We start from the raw sequence: 23,978 nt of genomic DNA on the forward strand, positions 1-23,978 counted from the left end.
GCGTCCATTGCTTTGGATCAACGGATCTCACGATTTCGGCGGCGGCGTGATTAAATTCTGTTCAGAACCTGAAAATCACTCTTTGCACTGCTCATGGAATAAGCAAAACTATGCTGCGATGCAGCATTGAAATGTTACGCCGCCATAAGCCCAGGGAAACACGTGCGAATACAAAAAACCCCTTTCCTGCCACTGCAGGGAAGGGGTTTGCGGACAGAATTGTTCGTATTCGTGTGATCAGGCGTCGCGGTAGTGTTCCAGTTCGCGTCGCAAATCGGTGACCTCGCGCTGCAGCGCAACCACCCGGCCGACGTCGGGAGCCGTGCGGCGCTCTTCCTTTTCGAGTTCGTCTTCGACCTCGCGCTGCTCCTGCCGGATGATGTTGAACAAGGCTTTCCTCAACATCGCCACCTCCCGAGCTTATTTCTAAAATTTTAGCGCTTTCGGCCATCATCATCAAGGAATTCTTGGAAAGAGTCGAATCTTCATAGGGTGGCGCCTCCCTCCATGACGGCTTGGCCGCGACAATTGGCGGAGCTAACCCGGCCGGCCTTGACAACCCTTTTGCGCGTCCCCATTGGTTAACGCTCACACCTTGGGCTCAACCTCAGGCCTGTTCGGGCCGGACGCCGCCTTTCCGATCGCGCTCAGGACTTTTGGTTTCGGCGGCCCCAACTCCTTGCGGAATCAGGGGCGAATGGAACGCAGACGTCTTCTCCAGCTGGCGCTGACCGTCCCCCTCGCCGGGGCGGGCGCCTTGCTGTTCCCGCGCACCGCGGATGCCCAGACCAAGCCCCGCCCGGCTTCGCGTCCGCGCATGGTGGTGCTCGATCCCGGCCATGGCGGCATTGATCCGGGGGCCATCGGGGCGCGCGGCACGCTGGAAAAAGAGATCACCCTGCACATCGCGCAGGAGGTGGGACGCCTGTTGTCCCGGCAGCACCGGCTGGGGGTGACATTGACCCGCGACGGTGACCGCTTCCTGGCGCTGGGCGAACGGGTGGACGCCGCGCGCGCGGCGCGGGCCGACCTGTTCGTGTCCATCCACGCCGACAGCGCGCCCAACCGTGAGGCACGCGGTCTGTCCGCCTACACCCTGTCTGAAAAAAGCTCCGACTCCTTCGCCGCAGCACTGGCGCACAAGGAGAACGCCGTGGACCGGCTGGGCGGCGTCGACGTGAAGGACGCCAAAAAGGCCGTGAAGGAGATCCTGCTCGACCTTACGGCACGCCACACCAAGCACGCGGCGCTGGTGGCCCGGCACGCGATCGTGAAGGGAGCGGGGAAGGACATGCCGTTGCTGGACAACCCGATGCGCTCGGCCAACTTCGCGGTGCTCAAGGCGCCGGACGTTCCGTCCGTTCTGCTGGAGACCGGCTTCCTGTCGAATCCGAAGGACGAGGCGATCCTGCGCGACCCCAAGGCGCGGCAGAAGATCGCCCGCGTTCTCGCGCGCGAAATCGCCGGGCTGGTGACGCGCGCGCCCTTTGCCTAGCCCGGATTCCTTCGCGCTCGCAGCGAGTGAAACATTCGTGCATCACCCTGGGACAAAACCACGATGAAGCCTGACACTCCCAAGATTCCCCATTGCCAACGCACCTGCGGCATGACTTTTTCCGCCCGCCCGTTCTTTCGGCGGGCCGGGGATCGGAGGCAGAGCGTGTCGGGGTTTGGCCGCCTTTGGGCGCTGGTCGGGATGGCCGCTGTCGCGGGTCTTGCGTCTGGCTGCGCGCCCGTCGTGCTGGGCGCCGCCGGGGGCACCGCCGTCGTCGCGGCCAGCGAGCACCGGGGCCTGTCCGGCTTCGCCTCGGACACCGAGATCAAGGCCCGCATCAACCACCTGTGGTTCCAGCACTCGCTGGAGATGCACAGCCGCATCGGCCTGACGGTCGATCAGGGCCGCGTGCTGCTGACGGGTCGCGCCACCGACGCCCAGATGCGCCTCGACGCCGTCCGCCTGTGCTGGCAGGTGGAGGGCGTCAAGGAAGTCATCAACGAGATCCAGGTGGACACGGACTCGGGCATCATGGACAGCGCCCGCGACACCTGGATCACCACGCAGCTGCGCACGAAACTCACCTTCGATTCGCAGATTCATAGCCAGAATTTCAGCATCGATACCGTCAACGGCGTCGTCTATCTCATGGGTCTGGCCACCCACCAGGGCGAGCTCGACCGCGTGATCGAGCACGCCCGCACGCTGCCGAACGTCCAGCGTGTCGTCAATTACGCCCGCGTCCTCTAGCGCACCAGGGTTTCCGCACCGCCATGGCCATCCTGCCCGCCCTCGCCCGCCGTCTTGCCGCCTCCGCCGCCATGAGCCTGTTCCTGGCGCTGGGGACGTTCACCGTGGCGGTGGGAGGGGCCGGCACTCCGGCAATGGCGCAGCAGCCGCTGCCCGACCAGGCGCCGGCCAACCGGCTCTTCGTGCAAGCGATGCAGATGATCCGGCAGGCGGACAACACTTACGACATCGCCGAGGAAAGCCGCTTCCTGAAGGAGGCGGATCGGCTGCTGAACGAGATCGTCGTCAAGTATCCGGACAGTGCCCTGGCCGTCCAGCTCGTCACCAACCAGTTCGTCGGCGACTTCGACTTCTTTGAGTTCCGCTCGCGCATCCGCTCGCTGGTCTGCAACGAGCCGATGACCTCGCTGTGCTTCCTGCACCGGGTGGCGGAGATGCTGCCTCCGGTGGAGACGCCGATCACCGCCGCCCGCTGGGACTGGCTATCGCTGGCCGTCGCCTACAACACAATCGGCGACACCGCGCGGTCGAAGGAGATCATCGCGCCCTTCGTCAGCGCGGTGCGGCGTGGCGCGGCGTCCGACGGGGCCGGACAGGATCTGTTCGTCGCCCGCGCGCTCGCCCTGATGGGGCAGAGCCAGTTGGCGCTCGACATCACCCGGCAGATCCCGGAATGCTCGACCCGCATCTACAACCTCGCCGACATCGCCAAGGCGGCGGCGTGGCGCGGCGACATGGCGCTGGCCGGCCAGCTCGCCGAGGAGGCCAAGGCCTACGCCACCGCCCGCAACTGCAGCTGGGAACTGGGTCTGGTTGCCCAGACTCTGCTGCGCGCCGGCAAGGAGGGGGCGGCCCGCACCCTGTTCCTGAACACGGTAGAAACGCAGTTCTCCAAGTTCCGCGAGACCAAGACCGATTGCTGCCCGCCGGAGTTGGCCGTCGCCGCGGCGGAACTGGGCGATACCAATCTGGCGCTGGGCCTGCTGCGCACCGTGCAGGACGAGAATCCCTGGACGATCCCGGCGGTGCTGGGCCGCATCGCCCGCCGCTCCGACGCCTCGGTCGCGCTGTCCTACGCCGAGCAGGTGCAGGACCTCGACATCCGCGGCGAGGCCCTGGCCGAGCTGATCGAGGCGGCGCTGAAGCGCGGCGACCCGACCAGCGCCAACGAGCTGATGAAGCGGTTGACCCGCTTGGTGGACGACTCCGCCGGACGCCGCCCCGGCCTGCTCGCCCAGAAGGCCAAGGCGGAGAAGGTGATGTACGGCGACGACCGCTGGCGCAAGAGCTTCCAGGGCTCGCTCAACGCCGCGGACCGGGCGAGCAACTTCGTCCGCCGCGACATCGGCGCCCCGCTGCTCGCCGCCCTGGTGCGGATCGAGACCGGCCTGCCGATGCTCGACTGAGGCCGGCTGGCGGCCCCCGTCAGGGCCGCGCGGCCAGCACCACCAGCCCGGCCACCGGCGCACCGCTCTCATGGCGCAGGGTGTCCGGAGCGAGGCGCAGGACGGTCATCCCCGCGGCGCTCAGACCGTTCCGCACATGGCCCTCGGTGTGGGCGTAGCGGCCATGCGGATTGACCCGCCAGGGCGCACCGCCCTCCTCCAGCCGCTCCACCGTGAAGGCCAGCCGGCCGCCGGGACGCAACGCCGCGGCAGCCTGCGCCAGCACCCCGTCCAGCGCGCCGAAGTAGCACAGCACGTCGGCCGCCACGATCAGGTCGAAAGCTGCCGGACGTTCCTCCAGGAAGGCACCGAGTTCCGCCTCCTCCAGTGCGTCGTACAGGCCACGGGTGGCGGCGCGCTCCAACATGCCCGGCGACAGGTCCACTCCGACCAGCCGCCGCGCCGGGCTGCGCAGGAAGGGCGCGCACAGGCCGGTGCCGCAGCCTGCGTCCAGCACGTCCAGGCTCGAGTCCTGCACGATTCCCACTTCGCTCAACGCCTCCGCGAGCAGCGTCGGCGCGCGGTAGCCCAACTCGCCCAGCAGCTTGTCGTCGAACTCCCCGGCGAACAGGTCAAACACCTGCCGGACATAGGCGTCGGACGCCCGGTCCCCGGCGTCCAGCCCGGCGATGGCGGCGCCGATGTGGCGGGCCACCGGATGGTCGGGATGGTCGCGCAACCACAGCCGGGCAAACCGCGCCGCCTCCTCGTGCCGCCCCTCCTCGTGAAGCAGGTAAAGGGCGCCGGACAGGTTGTCGTGCGCCTCGTCCCAGTCGGGCCGCAGAGCCAGCGCCCGGCGGTAGGCGGTGGCTGACTTGGTCAGCCGGTCGCCGTCGCGCAGCAGGTTGGCGAGGTTGTTGAAGGCTTCCGCATAGGCCGGTTCCTCGACCAACGCGCGGCGGAAATGCCGCTCCGCGGGCGCTGTATCACCCGCCGCCTTCAGAGCCGAAGCCAGATTGTAATGGACCAGCGGGTGGTCGAGGCCGCAGGCCAGCGCCTCGCGGTAGGCCGCCACCGCCTCCTCGGCACGGCCCAGGGCGCGCAGCACGTTGCCGAGGTTGTTGTGCGCCTCCGCGAAGCGCGGATTCAGCCCCAGCGTGCGGCGGTAGGCGGCCTCCGCCTCCGCGGCCAGCCCGTCCGAGGCCAAGGCGTTTGCCTCCGCATAGAGACGCATCGCCTGAGCGGCCAACCCGCCGAGCCTCCCCACGCCACGGGCGAGCAGGCCCGGACGCGGCGACGGGGAACGGGGCGGATCGCTCGGTTCGGACACGGAACGGCTCCTGAATGGGGCATGGGCTAACAGCATCTTTACCGGGAACCGGTGAACATGGCACTCCCTTCCGGCAACAGACCGGTGGAAGGCCCTGAGACACGGGTCCGGATCGGGCAGATGGAAAAGGCGCCCCCCATGAACCAGCCCCCCGACCAGGCGTCGCCAACGACTCCCGATGAGGTCGCCGCCCGGCTCGGCCGCGCCGTCGCCCATCATCGGGCGGGCCGGCTGGCCGATGCGGAACGCGATTACCGCGCCGTCCTGGCGGCCGACCCGCGCCACCCCGACGCGCTGCATCTGCTGGGCGTTCTGGCGCTCCAGGCCGGGCATCCCGGCCCCGCCGTCGAGCTGATCGAAGAGGCCATCCGGCAGGCCGGCGGCGTCGCCGACTACCACGACAATCTGGGAAGCGCGCTCGCCGCGCTGGACCGCCACGCCGAGGCGGCGGACGCGCACCGCATGGCCGTCGCGCTGACTCCCCTGTCGGCCCAGCCGCGCCACAATCTGGGCAACGCCTTCCAGGCGCAGGCGCTGCCGGGATTGGCGGCGCTGGCCTTCACCGCGGCGGTGGAGCTTGAGCCCGGCTACGCCAAGGCTTGGTACAATCTCGGCAACGCGCTGCGCGCCCAGAACCGTCTTGCCGGCGCCTTGCGGGCCTTCGCCCGCGCCGCGACGCTCACGCCCGCGATGGTCGAGGCCCACACCAACCTCAGCGACGCCTTGAGCGCCGCCGGGCGGCTGGACGAGGCGCTGGCCCAGGCCCGCGCCGCGCTGCGGCTGCGGCCCGACGACCCGAAGGCCCACCACAATCTCGGCACCGCCCTGCAACGCAAGGGCGCTTATGAGGGTGCGGAGATCGCCTACCGCGAGGCGCTGAAGCGCGCACCCGACAACCCGGTGACGCTGAACGATCTGGGCAGCGTTCTTCTGAAGCTGGGACGCCCCGCCCAGGCCGAGCGGTGCTTCCGCAAGGTGCTCAGCCGGAACCCCCACGCCGTCGAGGCCATCCACAACCTCGGCAACGCGCTTCGGGCGCAGGGGCAGTTCACGAAGGCGGAAGCCTGTTACGAGGAGGCCCTGGCCCACGACCCGAACCTCGCCAGCGCCAGCGACAACCTCGCCGTCATCGCCCTTCTGCACGGACGGCTAGAGCGCGGCTGGGAGGGCTACGAACGGCGCTTTGCCGCCGGCCGGGTTCTGCCCGACCGGCGGATCGACGCGCCGCGGTGGCGGGGCGAGGGGCTGCGCCGGCGCCGACTGCTGATCTGGCGGGAACAGGGGATCGGGGACGAGATCCTGTTCGCCTCCTGCTATGGCGATGTTATCGCCTGGGGCGGCGGGCCGGTGACCATAGAAACCGACCCGCGGCTGGTCGGCCTGTTCGCCCGGTCCTTCCCGCGCGCGACGGTGCGGGCGGAGACGCTGGACGCCGAAGGCCGGGAAACCATGGTCCCCCCCGATGTCGACCTTCAGATTCCGGCGGCCAGCCTGCCCGGACTGTTGCGGGGAACGATCGCGTCCTTCGACCAGTTCACGCCCTGGCTGAAGCCCGATCCGGCCCGCACCGCCCTGTGGCGGGACCGGCTGGATGCCCTGGGGCCTGGTCTGAAGATCGGAATCGGATGGCGCAGCCAGCTGACGACACCCGAGCACAAGGGCGCCTACACCACGTTGGACCAGTGGGCGCCGCTGTTCGCTCTGCCGGGAATGGCGTTCGTCAATCTGCAGTATGACGACTGCGCGGCGGAGATCGCGGCGGCGGAGCGTCGGTTCGGCGTGACCATTCACCGTTGGGACGATCTGGACCTGAAGGACGATTTCGAGGCCGCAGCGGCCCTGACCGCCAATCTGGATCTCGTCATCACGCCGGCGATGGCGGCGGGCGAACTGGCCGGCGCCCTCGGCGTGCCGGTCTGGCGCTTCGGACACCGCGACTGGACGCAGCTCGGCACCGGGGTCCGCCCCTGGTTCCCGACAATGCGCCTGTTCCAGCCACGTCCGGGCGAAACCTTCGACGAGGTGCTGGCGGGCATGGCGCGCGTCCTTGCCGGGATGCGGCCCGCCCCGGCCCCTGTTCCCGACCGCGTGGACATTCTCCCTTCGGCCCCGCCATCGCCGTCGTCGCCGTCGTCGCCCACCGCCGATCCGGAAGCCTTGCTGAACCACGCCATCGCCCTGCACCGGGCGGGACGGCTGGACGACGCCATGGCGGCCTACCGCGCGGTCCTCGATCTGGCGCCACGGCACGGCGACGCCCTCCATCTTCTCGGCCTGACCCAGCATCAAGCCGGCCAGCATGCGGAGGCGGAGCGCAACATCGCAGCGGCGCTCCGGACCGATCCGGATTTTCCCACCGCCTGGAACCATCTGGGCCTCGTCCGGCAGTCCCTGGACCGTCCGGACCAAGCCCTCGCCTGTTTCCGCCGGGCAATCGCGCTGCGCCCGGATTTCCCCGAGGCGATGACCCACATGGGGCTGAGCATGAACGGGCCGGACCGGCTGGCCGAGGCCAAGCGCTGGCACCGCCGGTCCATCCATCTCGCCCCGGCGAACCCGGCGGCCCACACCAACCTGGGCTACGCCTGCGAAGTGGAAGGACGCTTCGACGACGCCGCGGCCCATTACCGGCGCGCCCTGACCCTGCGGCCGGACTCCGCCGACACCCTGAACAACCTGGGCACCCTCGCCAAGATGGCGGATCGTCCGACCCTCTGCCGGCATTTCCTCGACCGCGCCCTGCGGGTGGCCCCCGGGCTGGCGCTCGCCGCCTGGAACGTCGGGCTGATGGCGCTGGCGGACGGCGATCTCGTCACCGGATGGGCCGGCTACGGGCGGCGTTTCTCCGCCCGCCAGCTTCAGCGGGCGCGCCGCATCGCGCTGCCCGTCTGGAATGGGGAGCCTCTGCACGGGCGCCGCTTGCTGGTCTGGCCGGAACAGGGGCTGGGCGACGAGATCCTCTTCGCCTCCGTCTTCGGTGACCTGAAAAGCCGCGGTGGAACCGTGGTTCTCGAATGCGATCCGCGTCTGGTGTCCTTGTACGCCCGCGCCTTCCCCTGGGCGACAGTGCGGGCGGAGTCCGTCACCGCCGACGGAGGCGAACGCTTCGACCCGCCGGACTGCGACCTGCAGATCGCCGCCGGCTCACTGCCCGCCCTGTGGCGCGACCGGCTGGAGCGCTTCCCGGTCCGCACGTCCTTCCTGACGCCCGCCCCGGAGCGGGCCGCCTTCTGGCGGGAGCGGGTTGATGCGCTCGGACCCGGCCTGAAGGTGGGCATCAGTTGGCGCAGCCAGATCGTCACGGCGCACCGCGAAGGCGCCTACACCCGCATCACGGACTGGTTGCCTTTGCTGGAGGTGCCGGGCGTTCGCGTCGTCAACCTTCAATACGGCGATTGCGCCGCCGAACTGGCCTCCATCGAGCCGGACGGCATTCAGCGTGTCCACCGTTGGGACGATCTGGATCTCAAGAACGATCTGGAGGGGGTGGCGGCTCTGATGGCGGCGCTCGACCTCGTCATCCTGCCCGCCACCGCCGCCGGTGAACTGGCGGGTGCCCTGGGGGTGCCGGTCTGGCGGCTGGGCAGCCGGGACTGGACCTGGATGGGCAGCGGGGTGCGGCCTTGGTTCCCCACCCAAAGGCTGATCGCCCCACACCCCGGCGAGACCTCCGCCGACGTTGTCCATCGAATCGCCCGGATACTGACCCGGATGGCGGCACCCCCTAACCCTGACGAGGTATGAAGACGCAAGAAAGCCCCACCTTTTGGTCTAATCCCGCAACGAACGGCAAAAGGTAGGCATATGCGGCGAATCGTCCTACCCCCCATCGTAAGGGGCGGTCACCCCCCGTCTTTGGAGTACTAGGACAAAAGTTTGGGGTTGTTTGGCAGCACGGATGGGTGAACACTATGGTTTCCGGCCTGCCGGACTTGGCAGGAGCCGGTTCGATCTGACGGAGAGCAGCCCATGCACACTGATGCTCGCCTATCTTCCTTGCAGGAAAAGCACCTGCGTCTCGACCGCGCCATCCTCGACGAGGAAAAGCGTTCGTGGCCTGACGAAAGTGCCATCAAGCGGATGAAGCTTGAGAAGCTGCACCTCAAGGAAGAAATTGATCGCTTGGCAAGAACCAGTCACAGGGTGAATTAGCACCCTTCCGGATCGATCCGATTCGTAAAGTCGGGGGCGGCGGACGGTTCGCTCCCGGCTTTCTTTATGGTTTCGTGCTGACGACCGGCACAGCCTCGGGGCGAAGCCCGGCCAGACGGCGCCCGATTGTCGGCAACGCACCGGACGCCGGCTCTCCCGGCGGCGCGGGGATCAGTGCCATGGTCGGAAACCAGGGACGCGCCCCGGCGCCGAGCGCCGTCCAATCCCCCGGTGGCCCGAACCGCCAGACCGGTACGCCCAGTGCCCCCGCCAATTCCCCCACCGAACTCGCCGGCGTGATGACGAGGTCGAGCGTCGTCATCAAGGCCGCCACCCCCTCCAGATCGTTCTTGAGATCCAGATCGTCCCAACGGTGGATGGTCACCCCAAACCGGCGCTCCGCTTCAGCGATCTCGGCGGTGCAGTCGCCGTACTGAAGAGTAACGAGGACCACGCCGGGCAGCGCGAAGACCGCCCCCCACGCGTCGAGCGGCGCATAGGCTCCGCGGCGTTCCGCGGTCATCAGCCCGCTGCGCCACGCGATTCCCACCTTCAGGCCGGGGCCGAGCGTCTCCACCCGCTTCCGCCAATGGGCGGCCCGCTCCGGGGCGGCGGTCAGAAAGGAAGGACGCGACGGAAAGCGCTCCAGTCGGGGCCGCAGCCAGCGCGGCAACGATCCCATGGCGACGTGACGGTCAATGCCGGCGCAGGGCGCTTCCGGGTCCGTCGGGGCGGGCCGCCAGTCCGCACGGGGAAAGGACCGTGCGAACAGCGGCATCAGCCTCCGGTCGCACTCCACCACCACAGCGGCCGCCCGCTCGATCAGTTCGTCCAGACAGGAGGCGAACATGATCTCGTCACCGATCCCCTGCTCCGCCCAGACCAGCAGGCGCAGGCCGGAGGGGTCCTCCCCCTCCCAGGCCGGGACGGAGACGACCCGGGCGGCACCGGACAGCTCACGGGCGCGGAAGCGGGCGTCATAGCCGGCCCACCCCGTCTCCAGCCTGCCGCGGGCCAGATTCATCAGCCCAAGGTTGAAGGAGGCCGCCGGATGCTCCGGCTCCGCCGCCAGGGCGCGGCGGCACCAGCGCTCCGCCACCGCGGTCTCGCCCACGTCACGCAGCAGGCGCCCCAGATTGGCCAGCCCATCCCCTTGCGCCGGCGCCAGGGCCAGCGCGCGGACGAGGGCGCGCCGCGCCTCGTCCAGCCGTCCCGCCCGGCGGAGCACCACTCCCAGATTCAGCCACCCATTCTCGCGGTCCGGGGCCAGGCACAGGGATTGGCGATGTCGCCCCTCGGCCTCTCCCAACGCGCCGAGCCGGGTCAGCACGGCACCCCAATTGTCGTGCGCTTCCGCCAGCCCCGGATCGGCCAACGTTGCCCACCGATGGGCGTCGGCGGCGGCGGTCAGGTCATGCGCTGCCTCCAGCGCGTTGCCGAGATTGGTCAGAGCCGCCGCGGCGGCCGGTTGCAAGGCAAGCACCAGCCGAAAGCGTTGCACCGCCTCCGACGCACGTCCAAGGGCAAGCAGGACGGTGCCCAGGCTCGATTGGGCGGCGCCGTAAGCGGGCAGCACGTCCAGAGCACGGGTGATGCGCGCCGCCCCCGCAGCAGAATCCCCGGACTGGTGTGCCAGCAACCCCCACAGGTGGAGAGCAACCGGATGGTCCGCATGCACCTTCAGCACACGCTCGTACAGGGGAGCCGCCTCGGCCAGCCGACCGTCCCGATGATGGGCGGCGGCAGCTTCCAGAAGGGCGTCCGGATCGTCCGGGGCACCCTTCTGGAAGCCGCCGGACGGTGGTTCTTCGTCTGCGGGCATGAGTTGGCGCAGCGTGGCCGCCATCCGGTCCATGACGGCTTCCAACCCTTCGCCAGGACGCGGCTGGAAGAGGCGCATCGACGCGAACCAGGGACGGGCACCGGTGCCGAGTTGTGTCCAGTCACGGTGCCCGAACCGCCACACCGGCACACCCAGGGCGCCGGCCAGTTCGCCGGAGGAGACGGCGGGCGTGAGAACCAGATCCAGATTGGCGGTCAGCGCCGCCGCGGCCTCGAAATCATCCTTCAGATCGAGATCGTCCCAGCGGTGGATGGTCACCCCGAAGCGCGCCTCCGCCGCCGCGATCTCCGCCGCGCAATCCCCGTATTGCAGGTTGACGAACACCACCCCCGGCAGGGCGAACAGCGGCGCGAAGGCGTCGAGCGTGACGTAGGCGGCGCGGCGCTCCCCATCCATGACTTGGCTGCGCCACGCGATACCGACCTTCAATCCCGGCCCCAGAGCGGCCAGCCGGTCCCGCCAGCGGTCCAGGCGTCCGGGTTCAGGCACCAGCCAGGGCTGGGCCGGGAACCGCTTCCAATCGGAACGCAGCAACCGCGGCAGCGACGCGGCGGCAATCTGCACGTCGACGTCGCGCGGCTCCACGGTCGATGGACGGACCGTCGCGCCGGGAAGGGAGCGCGCGAAGAGAGACGCCAAGCGGCGGTCGCACTCCACCACCAGATGCCCGGCACGGCGCAGCAGATCGGGGTAGCAGGAGGAAAAGAGGATTTCATCGCCCACCCCCTGCTCACGCCAGACCAGCAGGCGAGCGGAAGAGATGTTCTCGCCCCGCCAGGGTCTTGCCGCGAAGCGGCGCTTCTGGTCGCGGAACTGGGGGGTGTCGAACCGCCAGTCATGCTCCGCCCATCCGGCGCGAAGCTCTCCCCGCTCCAGGAGCAGGAGCGACAAGTTGTAATGAGCGGTCGGCAGCGCCGGATTGAACCGGATGGCTTGGTGGTAGGCGGCGATGGCCTCGGCCGGTCGCTGCCGCCGCGCCCAATGCATGGCGAGATTCGCCTGGGCCTCCGCCATCTCCGGCGCACGGTCGACCGCCCGGCTGTGGCAGGCGAACGCCTCCTCGACGCGCCCCAGCCGGTCGAGCGCGCTCCCCCGGTGGCTCCAGGCGACGGCGGCGCCGGGTGCGGTCAAGGTGGCGCGACGCAACAGCCGCTCCGCCTCCGCGGGCCGGTCGGCCCTCAGGCAGAGCGCGCCGAGACTCACCAGCACATCCACCTCCGATGGCGCCAGGGCAAGCGCCCGCCGGTAGCTCCGCTCCCCCCCAGCCCGGTCCTCGCGCTCGGCGAGCAGGTGCCCCAGATGGGTGTGCGCCATACCGAGCGACGGGCGAATCCTCAGGGACCGCCGCGCACAGGCTTCCGCTTCGCCACCCTCATCCCGCTCCCGCAGGAGGGCGGTGCGGTTGAGCCAATGCTCCGCCACGTCCGGACGGAGCAGAACGGCGTTGCGCTGCGCCGCCAGAGCGGCGTTGTGCCGGCCGGTCGCCTTGCAGGCATCGGCCAGCGCGGCATGGGCGGAGGCGTTGTCGGGATCGGCCTTAACCGCGAGGGCCAGCACCGTCACCGCGTCGTCGGCATCGCCTTGGCGAAGCCGCAGGATTCCCAACAGATGAAGGGCCACGGGATGATCCGGCAGGGCGTCCAGCACTGTCCGGCAATGGTCCTCCGCCTCCTTCAGTGCCCCGGCGCGGTAGTGGGTGACGGCCTTGGCGATCACTAGAGCGACATCCACGGGTGCCGCGGGTGGGCGGCTCGTGACGCCCTCGACCGGCCGCGCCAGATTGCTCAGGGTTTGGGCGATGCACACCATGACGGCGGCCAACGTCTCGCCGGGGCGGGGCTGGAACAGGCGCATCGTCGCGTACCAGGGACGGACGCCGGTGCCGAGCTGCGTCCAGTCGCGGGCGCCGATGCGCCAAGCCGGCACGCCCAGGGCTCCCGCCAGTTCGCCGGTGGATACGGCCGGCGCGATGACCAGATCAAGCGAAGCGGTCAGGGCCGCTGCGCCCTCGAAATCATCCTTGAGATTCAGATCACCCCAGCGGTGGATGCTCACGCCGAAACGCACCTCCGCCGCCGCGATCTCCGCCTCGCAGTCACCGTATTGAAGATTGACGAGAACCACTCCGGGAATCGCGAACAGCGGCGCGAACGCTTCCAGAGTGATGTAGGCGGCCTTTCGTTCGGTCGTCATCAATTGACTGCGCCAAGCGATGCCGATCCTCAGCCCCGTCCCCAGGGCGGCCAGCCGCTCCCGCCAGACGGCGAGGCGTTCCGGGTCGGGCACCAGCCAGGGACGGGGCGGGAAGCTCGCCAGATCCGGTCGCAGAAGACGCGGGAGAGCACCCGCGGCGATGTGGGCGTCACAGTCCGGAGGGACCAGGGTCTCCGTTCCGTCGGAAGCCGCGGTCTCCTTCCGGACCGTGGCCCAGGGAAAGGAGCGGCTGAACAGGCTGACCAGCCGATGGTCGCATTCCAGGATGACCTGAGCGATCCGGCCCGCCGCCACGCGATCCGCCAAGGCGGGATAGCAGGAGGCGAACATCAGCTCATCCCCCACCCCCTGCTCACGCCAGACCAGAAGCCGGCGGACGGCCGCTCCGTCATTCCTCCAGAGCGGCGCTGCGATGGTGCGCTCCTGATGTTCCTTGGCCTTGAACCGATCCTGATAGGCGTCCCAACCCTCCTGCAGATTGCCCGTCGCGAGGCTGACCAGGGCAAAGTTCAGCCGGGCTGCGGCCAAGGCCGGATCGATGCGCAGGGCACGACGCAGGGTTCGCTCCGCCTCCGCCACGCGCGTCGCCTGCCATTGCAGCATGCCGAGGTTGGCATAGGCCTCCGCATGCCCCGCGTCGATGGAGAGCGCGCGCCGATGCGCGGCCTCCGCCTCCTGGTTCCTTCCCAGCACGTTCAGGGCAAGACCCAGGGTGGTCAGCGCGATGGCACTCCGCGGCGCCAGACGCACCGCACGCCGGTGCAGGCGCAGCGCGCCGTCCCAATCGTCCCAATCCTTGAGGACGTTGCCGAGGTTCGTGTAGCTGTCGGGATAGTCCGGCTGAACGATCAGCGCCCGCCGGTACAGGGCCGCGGCAGCTTCCGCCCGGCGTGCGGCCCTTTGGGAATTGCCGAGATTGTTCAGAGCCTTGCCATAGTCCGGCTGAACGGTCAGCGCCCGCCGGAAGACGCCGGCGGCCTCCTCCGGCCGGTCCAGGCCGTCGAGGCCGGTGCCCATGTTGTTGAAGGCCACCGCATCGGTGGGGCGCAACGCGAGGCACGCCCGCAACGCCATCACGGCGGCAGCGTGATTGCCCAGGTCGAGCAGCGCCACGCCGAGATTGTTCCACGCCCCGGCCAGCAACGGGTCCTGGGACAGCGCTTGCCGGTAGCGGGCGATGCCATCCGCCAGCCGCCCGTTCCCTTGAAGCGCACTGCCCAGATGGAAAAGCAGCCGCGCGTCCCGACCGCCGTCGGCATCCACCGCCGGCGCCAGAACCGCCGCCGCCTCGGCGAAATCGCCGCGCTCGTTCAGAAGCGTCCCCAGGTCCCGTGCCACCTCCCGGTCCGTCGGATCATCGGACAGGGCACGGCGCAGGCACAATTCCGCGTCGGGATGGCCCAGGACACGCAGCACGAGCGCCAGGCTGCGCCACGCCTCGCCATGGTCGGGCTGCGTTTGAACCACCCGGTAAAAGCCCAAGGCGGCCTCGTCCAGACGGCCACGGCGCCGGTGGAGGACCGCGAGATCGAAGCGGGTGGCGGTGCGCCCGGGATCGGCGCGCAGCGCCTCCTCGTAAGCCGCGATGGCATCGTCGATCCGCTCCTGCGTCTGCAGAAGAAGGCCGAGATTGACGAGCGCCTCCGCGTAGCCGTCCTGAAGCGCGATCGCGCGACGATAGGCGCGGGCCGCGTCGTCCGGACGGCTCCGGTCGGCCAGGAGATTGCCCAGGCTGTTGTAAGCGGGGGCGAAGGACGGATCGGTCGCCAGGGTTGCGTGGAAGCAGGCCGCCGCCTGCGCGGGGTGACCGGCTTGATAGGCGGCGATGCCGGACAGGTGGCGGGCGTCCGTGTGGGATGGATCGGCGGACAGGATGCGGCCGTAGAGAGCCCAGGCCTCCCCCAATTTGCCTGCGCGATGCCGCGCGATGGCATCGGTCAGAAGCTCGTCGGCCGACCGCCCGCCCCAGTCCTGCACCTCCGCTTCGGTCACGGCGCCGGATCGACCCCTGGGTTTTCCGACGCGCCCTCGACGCTGGGCGCGGTCTCGGACCCGCCTTTGAACATTTTCCGGCAGATTTTCAGAGCGCGGTAGTGGTTGCGCGCCTCGACCAGCCGTTCAATCTCATTCAGGTCTTCGCTGCAATCCGGCCGGGCGTCGCGCGTCTCCGCCAATATGGCGGCGAAGCGCTGCAGGTTGAGCACCGCATCTTCCGGGAAGATGTAGATGAGCTGGATGACGAAGTAGAGTTTTTTCTCGATACAATCGATCTGCTCTTCCTTCAACACCTCGCGCCCACGAAGGAAGTTGGCGGTGTTGTAAAGAAAGAACGAGCCGGGACGATCACCGGCCCCGATGACCGCGCCGTTGATGATGACCTTTTCATTGGGGCGGAGAACGAACTTCAGAGGCATGAAACGGACCCGGTCCTTGTCTCGGCGGCGCGCGGAAGCGGGAAGCGCTTGCCGGAAGGCGCCGCACCAAATGAAACGGGCGGCGGCTTGCGCCGCCGCCCGCCGGGCGTGATCCTACCCGAAGTCTCAGGCTTAGAACAGACGCAGGATCGACTGCTGCGACTGGTTGGCCAGCGAGAGGGCGATGGTGCCGAGCTGCTGACGGGTCTGCAGCATCAGCAGGTTGGCGCCTTCCTCGTTCTGGTCGGCCAGCGTCAGCTTGCTCGCGCCTTCCGTCAGCACGTCGCTGAACTCCTTGGTGAAGTTCTCACGGGTCGTGATGACGTTCAGATTGGTCGACAGCGTCTGCGAGGCCGAACGCAGGTTCTGCTTCGCATAGTCGATGCTGGCAACCGCCTTGTCGATGTCGGCGCGGTCGGTCCAGTCGTTCTGCGCATAGTCCAGACGCAGGCCCTGGCCGCTAGTGGTCAGGTTCTGCGACTTCACCGTGATCGCGTTGGTGTTGCGCTCGTTGAGCTGCACCGTCAGATCGTTCGCGGTGTTGGCGTCGGTCACCTGCACCGAGACCAGATTGGCCGCCGAGTTGGCCGCCGCCGCCTGCTTGATGTTCTTCTGATCGACGTTGAAGCGCACCGTGCCGGTGTCGAACGCGTAGGCGTTCTCGCCGTCCGACAGCTTGCCCTCGCCGCGCTTGGACATGCCGTCGCGGGTCACCGTGGCGCCGCTCAGGTTGCTGACCGAGATCTGGATGTCGACCTTCTTCTCGATGCTCGAGACGCCGTTGCCGGCGTTGGCGGCCTGCTCCAGCAGCTTGCGGTCCACCGTGAAGGACACCACCGTGCCCGACGCGAAGCTCTCGGAGATGCGCTTGGTCAGGGCGTTCTCGGCCGTGGCCTTGACGGTCATCTCGCGGGCGGCGTTGGTCGTCGTCGCACCGGACAGCGTGATCGTGCCGGTCGTGCTGACCGTGACGGTCTGGACGTCCTTGCCGCTGAGGCGGCCGTTGGCGCCCAGCGCGCTGTTGATCGACGCCTTGAGCTGGTTGGCGATGTTGTTGCGGGCGTTCTGGCCCGTCGCCACGTCGCCGGCGGTCGCGGTGTAGGTGAAGGTCTGGTCTTCGACGGTGATGGTGAAGCTGTCGCCGGCTTCGACCGTTCCGCCCAGCGTCACCTGGGTGATCTGCGCGGTGCCCGTCTTGGCCGCCGTCGTCGTGTTGGCGGCTATGGTCTGGCTGTTGTCGAAGTAGGTGACCGTGCGCGACTCGTTGCCGTCCGTGACGATGAAGGACCGCTCGCGGCCCGACGCGCCGCGGACCTCGATCTGCACGTCGGAGAAGCTGCCCGCCGACGTCGACATCGTGCCGGACAGCTTCAGGCCGACCAGGCCGTGGGCCATTTCGGCGCTGTTGATCTCGCCGGCGGCGCCTTCGATGGAGCCGTCGCCCTTGACGCGCACCGTGTAGGTGTCGGCCGACACCACGTTGGTGACGCGGGCGTTCTCGATGCCCTGGATCGTGTTGACGGCGCGGCGCGATTCGCTGGTGGAGTCCATGCGCAGACCGTTGCCGGCCAGCAGGTTCTTACCACCATAGGCGGAGTCACCGGCCAGCTTGTCGATCTGTTCCTTCAGCGCGTTGAACTGCGAGGCCAGCGTCTTGCGGGTGGCGACGGAGCCGGCGTCGGTGCCCAGAGCGGAATAGGCGGCGGTGGTCAGGCCGCGCGCCTGCTCGATCATGTCGTCGATCGAGCTCAAGCCCTTGTCGGCGGCCTTGATGGTGCTGATGGCCTGGCCCATCGTGTCCTTCAGCGCGCTCAGGTCGCCCGCACGCTGGGTCAGACCCTTCGCCGCGAAGAACGAAGTCGGGCCGTCGAGGGCCGTGTTGATCTTGTTGCCGGTCGAGAGGATGTTCTGCTTCTTCGCGATCGAGTCCTGCACGCCCTGCAATTGCAGCAGGTTCGTACGCATCGAAGACGAGAGGGAAATGTCGCTGCCAGCCATGGAAGTCACTCCTTTTGGAGGATGTCAGTCCGTACGACGGTGCGCGCACGGAGAGGGACTAATTCCCTCGGGCTAGCAGTAGGCAAAAAATGGGCCAGATCGAATTTGCCGCCCAGGCGAGGCAATTCCTGCCTCCGGGCAAATCAGGACTCGGCAACTTTTGCCGGGTGCCCGGCAAAAGTTGCCTCCCGCCCGGCACCGTTTGCCGGTTGCGCTTCCGACCCGGCAGATTCTGCCGGGCTTGCAGGGAGCACCATCACCTCGCAGACGGCGAGTGGGCCGGCGGTCAGCGTCACGCTTCCCCAGGACCAGCCGACGCCGAAACCCGACAGGACGAGGCGCAACGGACCGCCACACAGCGCCGCACCCAATTCGGAGGCCAGCGCCAGGGGAATGGAGGCGGAACTGGTGTTGCCGAATTCGCTGAGTCCGATCACCGTCTGGTCAGGCGTGGCGCCGAGCTTCTGCGCAAGGTGGCGGATCATCTGGGCGTTGGCCTGATGCAGGACCAGCCGGTCCACCGTCTCCATCGCCCAGCCGGCCCGTTCCAGAACGGCGCGGATGTTCCCAGGCACTTCCCGCAGGGTGAAGGCGAAGACCTGCGTGCCGTCCATGAACAGGTGCGCGGGCTCGCCGGGCCGCCGCAGACCACCGCCGGGGACGGCAAGATAGGGAGCGCCCGCGCCGTCGCTGCCCAGCGCGAAGACCATGGGTGCCGCCCCCTCCTCCGCCACCAGCGCCGTCGCCGTGGCAGCGTCGCCGAACAGAGGCGCCACGGTGCGGTCGTCGGGGTCGAGCACGCGCGATGTCGTGTCTCCCGCGATCAACAACGCGCGCCGCCCGCCCGCCGCCTTCAGCATCGCCGATGCCGTCCACAGGCCGTGGACGTAGCCCGAGCAGCCGAGCGTCAGATCGAGCACCGCCGCCCCCTTGCCCAGCCCCAACCGATGGTGGAGCCGATAGCCCGAGGCCGGCAGGATGTGGTCGTGGGTTTGGGTGACCATGACCAGCAGGTCGACGCTGTCCGCCGCCCAGCCCAGCCGGTCCAGCAGGCGACGCGCCGCCGCCTCCCCCAGATCGGAGGTGCATTGATGGGAGGGCACGAGATGGCGGGCTTCGATGCCCGTCGCCTTGGCGATCCGACGGGCGGCGTCCTCGCCGAAGCGGACGGCCAGATCCTCCACCGTCTCGCGCCGCTCCGGAACACAGGCGACGAGGCCGGTCAGGGCGACGCCCTCGATCACGCTGGCCACCATGGGGCGTCTCCTTCCGTCAGCCGGTGATGCCGCCGTCCACGACGATGGTCTGGCCGGTCATGAAGCCCGCCCCATCACCCAGCAGGAAGCGGACCACCGGCACCACGTCGGCCACCTCGCCCAGCCGGCCCAGCGGCGTGCGCCGCACGATCTGGTCGCGCTGCCTCTGGGCCAGCGTGCCGGACATCTCGGTGGCGAGATAGCCGGGCGCAACCGAGTTGACGGTGACCTGGAGCCGCCCGACCTCGCGCGCCAGCGCGCGGGTCAGCCCGTCCAGCCCCGCCTTCGACGCCGAATAGGCGGACAGTCCGTTGTAGCCCCGCTGCCCGATGATCGACGAGATGTTGACGATCCGCCCCGGCCCCCGCGTCACCAGCTTGGCGCGCAGGAAGGCGCGGGCGACCTGGATGGCGCCGGTCAGGTTGACCTGGATGACCTCCTCGACGTCGATCTCGGGAAAGGTCGCCAGCACCCCTTCGCGCGCGATGCCGGCGTTGTTGACCAGCCCCCAGAGCGGCGACGCGCCGCCCCAGTCCAGCGCGGCGTCCATGAAGGCCCGCACCTCCTCCCCATCGCCGATGCGGCAGGGCTTCCAGAACAGGTCCGCCCCGGCCAACCGCTCCAGCGCCGCGCTCGGCGCGCGGCTGCAGGTGGAGACGCGGTAGCCCTCGGCCAGCAGCGCCTCGACGATCCCCAACCCCAGCCCGCGGCTGCCGCCGGTGACGATGACATGCCGTTTGCCGCTCATGCCGTTCCCTTCCGCGTCTTCTTGCCCGCCGCCCCCAGGGCGATGCTCCCGGTCATGGTCACCAGACGGGGGCGCGCCGCGGGCGGCAGATCGGCCACCGCCGAGCGGATCGCGGCGCGCAAGGCGGCCTCATCCACCTCCGGCGCCGGAACCACCAGAGCGGTCAGGATATGGCCGGTCACCGGGTTGGCCGCCGCCTGAACCAGGGCGTCCCGCACGCCCGGCACGTCCAGCAGCACCTGCTCCACCGCCTCCGGGGAGACCTTCACACCGCCGACATTGATCCGCCCGTCGATCCGCCCGGCGAACAGCGCGCGGTCGCCACGCAATTCCACAAAGTCCCCGGTGGACAGCCAGCCATCCCCATGGCCGAGCATCGCGCGGGGGCTGTTCACCTCCAGCACGCCGTCGTTCAGGCGCAGGCCCACCCCGTCGATGCCGCCGTCCAGCCAGGCGGCGGGAAATCCGGCCTGCCCATCGCCCACCGCGAACAGGGCTCCCGCTTCCGTCGAGGCGTAGATGTGCCGAAGCTTCGCGGTCGGGAAGCGCTCCGCCAACCGGTCGAGCAGCGGTTGGTCGGCCACCTCCCCGCCCAGCGTGACGGCGGCCAGCGGCGGCGCCACGCCGTCGAGCGACAGCAGGAAGGAGCGCCAGAAGCTGGGCGTCGCGCTGATGTGAGTCACCGCGTTCCTCACAGCGAGGCGCGCCAGTTCCCCCGCACCGACACCGGGCGCCGACACCAGCGTCGCCCCCGCCGCCAGAGCCGTCAGGATGACCTGAAGCCCGGCGAAGGCCGCCGGTTCATAGGCCAGCAGCCAGCGCGCGCTCGGATCGGCAGCACCGCGCAGCCGTCCGCGCAGGCGCTGGAAGTTGTGCCGGATCAGCTTCGGCGTGCCCGTGGTGCCAGAGGTTTCCAGCAACACCGCAAAGCCCGGCCCGTTGGGCTTGGCATCCGTCTCCACAGAGGTGCGGCGCGACAAATGCAGTTCCACCTCGGCCCGTTCGGCGGCGACAAGGGCGGCGACAAGGGCCGGCACGCCCTGCGGCGGCAGGACCGCTCGCGTCCCCATAGCCCGGAACGCCGCTTCGAAAGCGTCGGCCTGTGAGGCGATCTCCGCCCAGCCGACGCTTCGCTCCGCCTCGATCAGGCGAATGCCGGGATGCAGCCAGGAGGGCGGTGGCGGCGGGCTCATGAGGACCCGGCGGACACGTCCGGACAGTGGAGGGCCGGACAGTGGAGGGCCGAACGGTAGAGGGCCGCCAGTTCCCCGACCGTGTTGAACTGGACAAATCCTGCGCGAAAGGGATCCTGACCGGTGCGCTGCTCCAGCACCACCAGCAGCGTGGCAAGGTCGAGGGAGTCGATCGGCAGATCCCCGCCGAGAAAACGGGTGTCCGGATCAAGCGCCGGCAGGGTCTCCCCCTTGTCGGCGGCGATGCGGGCAAGCTCTTCGGCGATCAGCGCGAACATGGAATTGGTCATTGGGGGTCGCATGCGGAAAGGAAGTCGCGGAGGATGGCCGTGACGGGGGTTGCCGCCTCACTATGCGGCAAGTGCCCGGCCTTGTCGAAGAGATGAAGCGGTGCCGCGGGGGGCAGGCGGTCGGCACTCGGCACCGGGATGATGCGGTCCTCGCGTCCCCACAGCAATTGGATCGGCATGGAGAAGGCCATCCAGTCCACCGGGTCGAGCGACCGGTGCGCCTCCACGAAGGAGCCGGCGATGATCCGCTCCAGGGCGGCGCGGCGCCGGGGATCGGCGGCCTGGGCGTGCATCACCTCTCCGACGCGTCCCGCCAGCAGCCAGGGCCGGGCGAACAGGCGCGCGGCGCAGTCCCGCCCATCCTCCACGCTCTCCAGCGCGGCGACCCGCTGCAGGAACTCCAGATCGAAGTCAGGGCCGAGGCCGGCGCTGGCGACCAGCGACAGGCTCGCCACCCGATCCGGGGCCTGCCGCGCCAGCTCCAGCGCGACGCAACCGCCCATCGAATGGCCGACCGCATGGACCCGCGGAATCTCCAGCGCGTCCAGCAGGCGCAGCAGCCAGGGCGCAAAGGCGCCGACCCGCCCGTCCCCGACATCCAGGGTCGAGGCGCCGTGCCCCGGCAGATCGACCGCCAGGACTCGACGTTCGGCGGCCAGCGCCGCGGCGTTGAACTGCCACGTCAGTGAATCCCCGGCGAAGCCGTGCAGCAACAGGGCCGGAACGCCGCCCCGCCCCATCGACAGATAGGAGGCGGGACCGCCCTCAATGTCGGCCCGTCCGCGCCGCGGCGAACGTTCGATCCTTTCAGTCACCTGACAGTCAGGCGGCCACGGCGATGCCGGCCAGACCGATCAGGTCCTCCACCGTCTTCGCCCTGACGAGCTTCTCGCCCTCCACGACGTGGCCGAGCTTCTCGTCGACCAGCGCGATGAAGCTGATGACGGCCAGCGAGTCCCAGGCGTCGATCGAGTCGAGTTCTTCCGCCCCCGTCAGCGTGCCGGGGTCCAGCTCCAGCATCTCGTCGAGCGCAAGCAGGAAATCCTTGCGGTTCATGGTGGTGTCTCCGTTTCAGTGGAGCGTGTTCTGACGCACGCTGCCGTTCAGGTCGGCCCATTCAGGGTGCTGGCGCAGAACTTTGCAACAATCCTGCCAGCCGAAGCCGGGATTTTCGGGAAGCAGCGCCCCCAGCAGGCGGCGCACCAGCTCCAGGTCGGCGGCCTCGTCGACGCACCAGCGCTGGTCGAAGACCGCGCCGTCCTCCGGGGCCAGGGGGGCGCCGATGCGAAAGCGTTCCGGGCGGCGGTAGATGTGGGCGGTGACGTGCTCGCGCTCCGCCGGTTCGGTAGCGCCGGCGGCGGCCGTGTCCAGGGCGGCGCGGCTGAAGACCTCCGCATCCAGCCCGCGCGGGAAGCGGGTGACGTCCAGGCTGAGATAATCCAGCGGCGGCTCGGCCTCCAGGAAGGCGGTCACCACGCGGCCCACCAGCGCCGGGTCGATCAGCGGGCAATCGGCGGTGACCCGAACCACGACGTCGGCGCCCGCCATGGCGGCGGCCCCGGCGAAGCGCCCGAGCACGTCCTGCTCGTCGCCGCGGAAGACCGGCACGCCGAGTGCTCCCGCCAGCTCCGCCACCGGGTCGTCGGTGCCGTTCACCGTGGTCGCCAGCACCAGCGCGTCGAGCGTCCGGCAGCGCGACAGGCGGCGCAGATGGTGGGCCAGGAGCGGCTCCCCCGCCGCGTCCATCAGCACCTTGCCGGGCAGGCGGGTCGAGGTCATGCGGGCCTGCGAAATGCAGACGACGCGCGGCTTGGCCGTGGCGGCGCTCATGCGTCCTCCCTCATCCGTTCTCAGGTGCCAGCATGTCCCAGCGCAGCGGCTCACCGCGCGTCAGGGCGCGAGCGGCGCGGCGGCCAAGCACGGCCGGGAGGTGCTTCGGCTCCAGGCCAAAGCCGGGACGGATGGAGCGGACGTTGCCGACGCTCAGCGCTTCGCCCGGCGCCACGTCGGCGGTGACGTAGAGAGAGCGGCGATAGTCGCGCCCGCCCGCCTCGCTCGGCTTCACCCCGTAATGGACGCCGCCCAGCGCCGCCCAGGCGGTGCGGACGGACTCGGCCATCGCCTTGAATTCCGCAGGCTCCAGCGAGAAGGCGCTGTCCACCCCGCCATCGGCTCGGGACAGGGTGAAGTGCTTCTCGATGACCACCGCACCCAGCGCGGCCGCCGCAACCGGCACCGCCGCGCCATGGGTGTGATCGGACAGACCGGCGGCGACCCCGAAGGCCTGCGCCAGATGCGGAATGGTGCGGAGGTTGCAATCCTCGGGCGGCGTCGGATAGCCGCTGACGCAATGGAGCAGGATGAGCGGCGCGTCGCCCGCGGCCTCCACCGCCTCGCCGATCTCGCCCAGCGTGGCGAGGCCGGTGGACAGGATCAGCGGCTTGCCCGAGCGGGCGGCCCGGCGGATCAGCGGCAGATCGTTCAGCTCGAAGGAGGCGATCTTGAAGGCCGGGGCGTCCAGCCGCTCCAGCAGATCCACCGCCGTCTCGTCGAAGGGGGAGCTGAAGATGGTCAGGCCGAGGGCACGCGCGCGCTCGAACAGCGGGCCGTGCCACTCCCAGGGGGTATGAGCCTCGCGGTAGAGGTCGTGCAGGGTGCGGCCCTTCCACAGCCCGCCCTCCAGCAGGAAGCCCGGCCCGTCATGGTCGATGGTCAAGGTGTCGGCGGTGTAGGTCTGCAGCTTCACCGCGTCGGCGCCGGCCTCCCTGGCGGCGTCGACCAGGGCGAGCGCCCGGTTCAGTTCGCCCTGGTGGTTGCCCGACATCTCGGCGATCAGATAGGGCGGGTGGCCGGGGCCGATGGGGCGCCCGTTGATGACGACGTCGCGCGGCACGGGATGGGTCTCTCGGT

General features: G+C 69.4%; 18 protein-coding genes. 5 read left to right on the plus strand and 13 right to left on the minus strand.

Annotation, left to right across the window (positions count from 1 at the left end; genetic code table 11):
* Nucleotides 1-237: 237 nt before the first annotated feature.
* Nucleotides 238-390, minus strand: a complete 153-nt coding sequence (locus AMK58_RS30935; protein ID WP_162473411.1) for a hypothetical protein — start codon at nucleotides 388-390, stop codon at nucleotides 238-240.
* 307 nt (nucleotides 391-697) lie between these two features.
* On the opposite strand from AMK58_RS30935, the gene AMK58_RS18265 reads away from it, so the two are divergent.
* The 3 genes from AMK58_RS18265 (at nucleotide 698) to AMK58_RS18275 (ending at nucleotide 3,651) form a co-directional block, all read left to right on the plus strand.
* Complete coding sequence (locus AMK58_RS18265; protein ID WP_035679007.1) at nucleotides 698-1,495, plus strand: N-acetylmuramoyl-L-alanine amidase family protein; 798 nt, start codon at nucleotides 698-700, stop codon at nucleotides 1,493-1,495.
* Between the two features lie 165 nt (nucleotides 1,496-1,660).
* Complete coding sequence (locus tag AMK58_RS18270; protein ID WP_035679005.1) at nucleotides 1,661-2,245, plus strand: BON domain-containing protein; 585 nt, start codon at nucleotides 1,661-1,663, stop codon at nucleotides 2,243-2,245.
* 23 nt (nucleotides 2,246-2,268) lie between these two features.
* Nucleotides 2,269-3,651, plus strand: coding sequence for a hypothetical protein (locus tag AMK58_RS18275; RefSeq protein WP_035679003.1), 1,383 nt, complete (start codon nucleotides 2,269-2,271; stop codon nucleotides 3,649-3,651).
* A 19-nt stretch (nucleotides 3,652-3,670) separates the two neighbouring features.
* On the opposite strand, the gene AMK58_RS18280 is transcribed toward AMK58_RS18275, so the two are convergent.
* The gene (locus tag AMK58_RS18280; protein WP_035679000.1) at nucleotides 3,671-4,960 is read right to left on the minus strand and encodes a tetratricopeptide repeat protein; all 1,290 of its coding nucleotides are present in this window, start codon (nucleotides 4,958-4,960) and stop codon (nucleotides 3,671-3,673) included.
* A gap of 138 nt (nucleotides 4,961-5,098) precedes the next feature.
* Between AMK58_RS18280 and AMK58_RS18285 the strand changes: the two genes are divergently transcribed.
* Both AMK58_RS18285 and AMK58_RS18290 read left to right on the plus strand, forming a co-directional pair.
* Nucleotides 5,099-8,704: a tetratricopeptide repeat protein gene (locus tag AMK58_RS18285; protein WP_035679105.1), complete on the plus strand. Its 3,606-nt coding sequence runs from the start codon at nucleotides 5,099-5,101 to the stop codon at nucleotides 8,702-8,704.
* 225 nt (nucleotides 8,705-8,929) lie between these two features.
* Nucleotides 8,930-9,112, plus strand: a complete 183-nt coding sequence (locus tag AMK58_RS18290) for a YdcH family protein (RefSeq protein WP_014198642.1) — start codon at nucleotides 8,930-8,932, stop codon at nucleotides 9,110-9,112.
* A 64-nt stretch (nucleotides 9,113-9,176) separates the two neighbouring features.
* On the opposite strand, the gene AMK58_RS18295 is transcribed toward AMK58_RS18290, so the two are convergent.
* From AMK58_RS18295 to pseI, 11 genes are all read right to left on the minus strand, one after another.
* Nucleotides 9,177-15,161, minus strand: a complete 5,985-nt coding sequence (locus tag AMK58_RS18295) for a tetratricopeptide repeat protein (protein ID WP_236778229.1) — start codon at nucleotides 15,159-15,161, stop codon at nucleotides 9,177-9,179.
* The gene (locus AMK58_RS18300) at nucleotides 15,158-15,583 is read right to left on the minus strand and encodes a flagellar biosynthesis repressor FlbT (RefSeq protein WP_035678977.1); all 426 of its coding nucleotides are present in this window, start codon (nucleotides 15,581-15,583) and stop codon (nucleotides 15,158-15,160) included. The genes AMK58_RS18295 and AMK58_RS18300 overlap by 4 nt, the downstream gene beginning before the upstream one ends.
* Before the next feature lie 132 nt (nucleotides 15,584-15,715).
* Nucleotides 15,716-17,581 (minus strand): flagellin N-terminal helical domain-containing protein, encoded by a 1,866-nt coding sequence (locus tag AMK58_RS18305; protein WP_059399258.1) that lies wholly within the window; start codon nucleotides 17,579-17,581, stop codon nucleotides 15,716-15,718.
* A 143-nt stretch (nucleotides 17,582-17,724) separates the two neighbouring features.
* Nucleotides 17,725-18,837 (minus strand): 3-oxoacyl-ACP synthase III family protein, encoded by a 1,113-nt coding sequence (locus AMK58_RS18310; RefSeq protein ID WP_035678972.1) that lies wholly within the window; start codon nucleotides 18,835-18,837, stop codon nucleotides 17,725-17,727.
* 16 nt (nucleotides 18,838-18,853) lie between these two features.
* Entirely contained in the window at nucleotides 18,854-19,585 is a 732-nt protein-coding gene (locus tag AMK58_RS18315) for an SDR family NAD(P)-dependent oxidoreductase (protein WP_035678969.1), read from the minus strand.
* The gene (locus tag AMK58_RS18320; RefSeq protein WP_035678967.1) at nucleotides 19,582-20,778 is read right to left on the minus strand and encodes an ANL family adenylate-forming protein; all 1,197 of its coding nucleotides are present in this window, start codon (nucleotides 20,776-20,778) and stop codon (nucleotides 19,582-19,584) included. Before AMK58_RS18320 ends, AMK58_RS18315 begins: the two co-directional genes overlap by 4 nt.
* Nucleotides 20,775-21,056: an acyl carrier protein gene (locus AMK58_RS18325; protein WP_246203336.1), complete on the minus strand. Its 282-nt coding sequence runs from the start codon at nucleotides 21,054-21,056 to the stop codon at nucleotides 20,775-20,777. Before AMK58_RS18325 ends, AMK58_RS18320 begins: the two co-directional genes overlap by 4 nt.
* An 8-nt stretch (nucleotides 21,057-21,064) precedes the next feature.
* Nucleotides 21,065-21,883: an alpha/beta fold hydrolase gene (locus tag AMK58_RS18330; protein WP_059399259.1), complete on the minus strand. Its 819-nt coding sequence runs from the start codon at nucleotides 21,881-21,883 to the stop codon at nucleotides 21,065-21,067.
* Between the two features lie 7 nt (nucleotides 21,884-21,890).
* Nucleotides 21,891-22,124 (minus strand): hypothetical protein, encoded by a 234-nt coding sequence (locus AMK58_RS18335; protein WP_035678962.1) that lies wholly within the window; start codon nucleotides 22,122-22,124, stop codon nucleotides 21,891-21,893.
* 15 nt (nucleotides 22,125-22,139) lie between these two features.
* Nucleotides 22,140-22,898: a cytidylyltransferase domain-containing protein gene (locus AMK58_RS18340; RefSeq protein ID WP_035678960.1), complete on the minus strand. Its 759-nt coding sequence runs from the start codon at nucleotides 22,896-22,898 to the stop codon at nucleotides 22,140-22,142.
* A gap of 10 nt (nucleotides 22,899-22,908) precedes the next feature.
* Nucleotides 22,909-23,961: a pseudaminic acid synthase gene (gene pseI / locus AMK58_RS18345; RefSeq protein ID WP_035678957.1), complete on the minus strand. Its 1,053-nt coding sequence runs from the start codon at nucleotides 23,959-23,961 to the stop codon at nucleotides 22,909-22,911.
* Nucleotides 23,962-23,978: the final 17 nt, after the last annotated feature.

This window comes from Azospirillum brasilense (genome assembly GCF_001315015.1).
Taxonomy (GTDB): domain Bacteria; phylum Pseudomonadota; class Alphaproteobacteria; order Azospirillales; family Azospirillaceae; genus Azospirillum; species Azospirillum brasilense.

Excerpts from the sequence above, each read along its gene's own strand:
- AMK58_RS18265 (WP_035679007.1), top strand. The coding sequence starts at position 698 with ATGGAACGCAGACGTCTTCTCCAGCTGGCGCTGACCGTCCCCCTCGCC.
- AMK58_RS18275 (WP_035679003.1), top strand. The coding sequence starts at position 2,269 with ATGGCCATCCTGCCCGCCCTCGCCCGCCGTCTTGCCGCCTCCGCCGCC.
- AMK58_RS18285 (WP_035679105.1), top strand. The coding sequence starts at position 5,099 with ATGAACCAGCCCCCCGACCAGGCGTCGCCAACGACTCCCGATGAGGTC.
- AMK58_RS18290 (WP_014198642.1), top strand. The coding sequence starts at position 8,930 with ATGCACACTGATGCTCGCCTATCTTCCTTGCAGGAAAAGCACCTGCGT.
- AMK58_RS18300 (WP_035678977.1), bottom strand. The coding sequence starts at position 15,583 with ATGCCTCTGAAGTTCGTTCTCCGCCCCAATGAAAAGGTCATCATCAAC.
- AMK58_RS18305 (WP_059399258.1), bottom strand. The coding sequence starts at position 17,581 with ATGGCTGGCAGCGACATTTCCCTCTCGTCTTCGATGCGTACGAACCTG.
- AMK58_RS18310 (WP_035678972.1), bottom strand. The coding sequence starts at position 18,837 with ATGGTGGCCAGCGTGATCGAGGGCGTCGCCCTGACCGGCCTCGTCGCC.
- AMK58_RS18315 (WP_035678969.1), bottom strand. The coding sequence starts at position 19,585 with ATGAGCGGCAAACGGCATGTCATCGTCACCGGCGGCAGCCGCGGGCTG.
- AMK58_RS18320 (WP_035678967.1), bottom strand. The coding sequence starts at position 20,778 with ATGAGCCCGCCGCCACCGCCCTCCTGGCTGCATCCCGGCATTCGCCTG.
- AMK58_RS18325 (WP_246203336.1), bottom strand. The coding sequence starts at position 21,056 with ATGTTCGCGCTGATCGCCGAAGAGCTTGCCCGCATCGCCGCCGACAAG.
- AMK58_RS18335 (WP_035678962.1), bottom strand. The coding sequence starts at position 22,124 with ATGAACCGCAAGGATTTCCTGCTTGCGCTCGACGAGATGCTGGAGCTG.
- AMK58_RS18340 (WP_035678960.1), bottom strand. The coding sequence starts at position 22,898 with ATGAGCGCCGCCACGGCCAAGCCGCGCGTCGTCTGCATTTCGCAGGCC.